4 protein-coding genes and 1 pseudogene are annotated in these 2,704 nt (G+C 32.6%); all 5 read right to left on the bottom strand.

The window, feature by feature from the left end:
- The coding region (locus tag ACKVOD_RS04440) for an RNA polymerase sigma factor RpoD/SigA (RefSeq protein ID WP_409208271.1) at positions 1-575 on the bottom strand (575 nt) is incomplete at its 3' end.
- Between the two features lie 131 nt (positions 576-706).
- A complete protein-coding gene (locus tag ACKVOD_RS04435; protein ID WP_409208270.1) occupies positions 707-1,414 on the bottom strand; it encodes a DUF3291 domain-containing protein in 708 nt (235 codons plus the stop codon).
- A 12-nt stretch (positions 1,415-1,426) separates the two neighbouring features.
- Entirely contained in the window at positions 1,427-1,909 is a 483-nt protein-coding gene (locus tag ACKVOD_RS04430; protein ID WP_409208269.1) for a sterol desaturase family protein, read from the bottom strand.
- A gap of 1 nt (position 1,910) precedes the next feature.
- Positions 1,911-2,537, bottom strand: coding sequence for a carotenoid biosynthesis protein (locus ACKVOD_RS04425; protein WP_409208268.1), 627 nt, complete (start codon positions 2,535-2,537; stop codon positions 1,911-1,913).
- A pseudogene (locus ACKVOD_RS04420) lies at positions 2,534-2,704 on the bottom strand (phytoene desaturase); the annotation flags it as partial. The pseudogene ACKVOD_RS04420 and the gene ACKVOD_RS04425, both read right to left, overlap by 4 nt.

Below are 2,704 nucleotides of genomic sequence, written 5' to 3'. Positions count from 1 at the left end.
GAATCTTCTCCTTCAACAAGTGGTGCATCCATAGAAAGGTGGCGACCAGAGTTTTTCATAGATTCTCTAACATCATTCACGGTCATGTCCAATTCTTTGGCAATTTCCTCTGCTGTTGGTGGTCTTTCGTTAGATTGCTCCAACAAAGCGTACATTTTATTGATTTTATTGATAGAACCAATTTTATTTAAAGGCAAACGAACGATACGAGATTGTTCCGCCAAAGCTTGTAAAATCGATTGACGAATCCACCATACGGCATACGAAATGAACTTGAAACCACGAGTTTCATCAAAACGTTGTGCTGCTTTTATCAAACCTAAATTTCCTTCGTTAATTAAATCGGGAAGGGTAAGTCCTTGATTTTGATATTGTTTTGCTACCGAAACTACGAAACGTAAATTGGCTTTGGTTAATTTTTCTAAGGCAGCTTGATCTCCGGCTTTAATTTTCTGAGCCAATTCTACCTCTTCATCGGCAGTAATCAAATCTACTTTTCCAATTTCCTGTAAATATTTGTCTAACGATGCAGTTTCACGGTTGGTTACCTGCTTGGTAATTTTTAGTTGTCTCATTGTAGGTTTGTCCTTTATTATAAGTTTACAAATGATTATACGTGAGAGTTTGCGAAAAGTTACAAAAACTAGAGGAAAATTGTAACTATAAACCAAAAATTAGTATTTAGAAAAAAAAACTTACAAAAAAATTAGATGTCTAAAAAATTGGCAACATTTTTTCCGTTCCATTTACCTAAGAATTTATAAGGAATAAATCGCGCAAATAATTCTTCTTTATACCAGTTTAGTTTTCTAGTTAAACGAACAACCTCCAAATGTTTTTTGTTCTTATAAGCATAATCAATCATTTCTGCCTGTGTTTTCCAAATGCTCAATGTAGCTTGTTGTATTAATGGCCATTCGCCCACACCAATAGAAAGAGCCAATCCATCATAATCTTCTAAACTTTTACTCACATTACCTACTTTTCTCCAAAAAGAAATTAATTTTGAAAGCCGAATACTCGCTCTTGTTAAAACCATTACTGGCTTGTCTAAAGCCAAAGTAGCATTAGAAACAAAAGGTTGTTTTCCATCCCATTTTCCGTGTGCTTCTGCCGCATGTCCAAAAACGGTAAATGATTCAAAACACTTGGACTTGTACTTTTTATAAAATGAATTATTTTCAAAAAATTCAACTGCATGTATTTCTGTTTCCCAGATACATAGTAGTGCATAAGTTCCAAAATTTGGTTTTGAACTAAAACCATTTTCTGCGCCTGATCCTAATAGTTTGTAGAATACTAGTCCTGCAATATTTTTGAAATGAGCGTGACCTAATTGCATTTGGGAAAATGCCCAAAGTTTGTTGGGAAAAGATTCCAATTTAAAAAATGTACAAGTAGTTATTTGGCTCATATTTTTGAATTCTTAATGTGCGTACTGGGTTTTAGATTTTTTTAAAGCATCTTGAATGTATTTTTGCTTAATAATTAACATTCCAAAACTCTCGCCACCTTCTTTTCCAGTGTTTTTGTGGTGCATTTTGTGCGCACGACGCAACGCTAAAACATATACATTTTTTGTTTTAGTAAGCACTTTGAAGCGTTGGTGTATTACAAGGTCGTGTACAACAAAATAAGCTAAACCGTAAAGTAAAATACCAAAACCAACCCAAGTATACCATGCATTTTGGTTCATCATCCCATACATAATAAGCAACCAACTTGGCACAGCATAAATGATAAAAAACAAATCATTTCGTTCAAACCAACTTTTATGGTCTTTTTTGTGATGATCAGCATGAAAATACCACATGACACCATGCATTATGTATTTGTGATTTGCCCATGCAGAAAATTCGGTTAGTATAAAAGTGACTAAAACGATACTTGTATTAATTATTATTTCCATGTTAAATAAATATAAATAAAGAAGTGAAGAATATTATTTGTAATATCAATATTATTAAGGATACATTGCGATTGCCTTTGATTATTGTAGGATAAAAAAAGTAAGATGTTAAAAGAGTAAAGCCAATCCAACTCAGATAATTATTCAAACCGGGTAATCCTCCTTCAAACTGCCAAAAATCAAGTTTTGTCACCACTTGTTCAATAAGTAAATCAATACCCGTTACTAGTAAAGCAGCTACAACCAAAACAGCAATTTTGTTTGTAGAGATACTACTTACTGCTATAATTCCAGCACAAATAAGCATTGCCCAATTGATTGAAATAACTAAAGGTACATTAAGTAATTTATAACCTAATCCGTCTCCATAGGAATATTTTCCAAAAATCAGTCCCGTTTTTACGCCGATTACTTCAATAATAAAACCTAAAAAAGCTATAGAAAAAAAGGCTAATAGGAACTTTTTGTCAGCTAGTGGACTATGAATTAAAAAAACGAAGCAAGTAAGTAATAAGGTATAAGGCGTAAAAGGGCTAAAAAAAGTAGGATTTAATACAAACCCGATTGAGCCTGAAATATATACCAGAATTAAAAAATATAAAAAATAGGATTTATATGTTTTTATCATTTCTTTTCTCTTTCTACTATTAATTGACTCGCTATTTTTGCACTAAAAAGGCATAATGGGATACCACCTCCGGGATGTACACTTCCACCAACAAGATATAAGTTTTTGATACTTGATGAAAAATTAGCATGTCTTAAAAATGCGGCAAATTTATTGTTGCTGGAGTT

This window comes from Flavobacterium sp. (assembly GCF_046155325.1).
Lineage (GTDB): Bacteria > Bacteroidota > Bacteroidia > Flavobacteriales > Flavobacteriaceae > Flavobacterium.
This window is presented reverse-complemented; position numbering and strand designations above follow the sequence as displayed.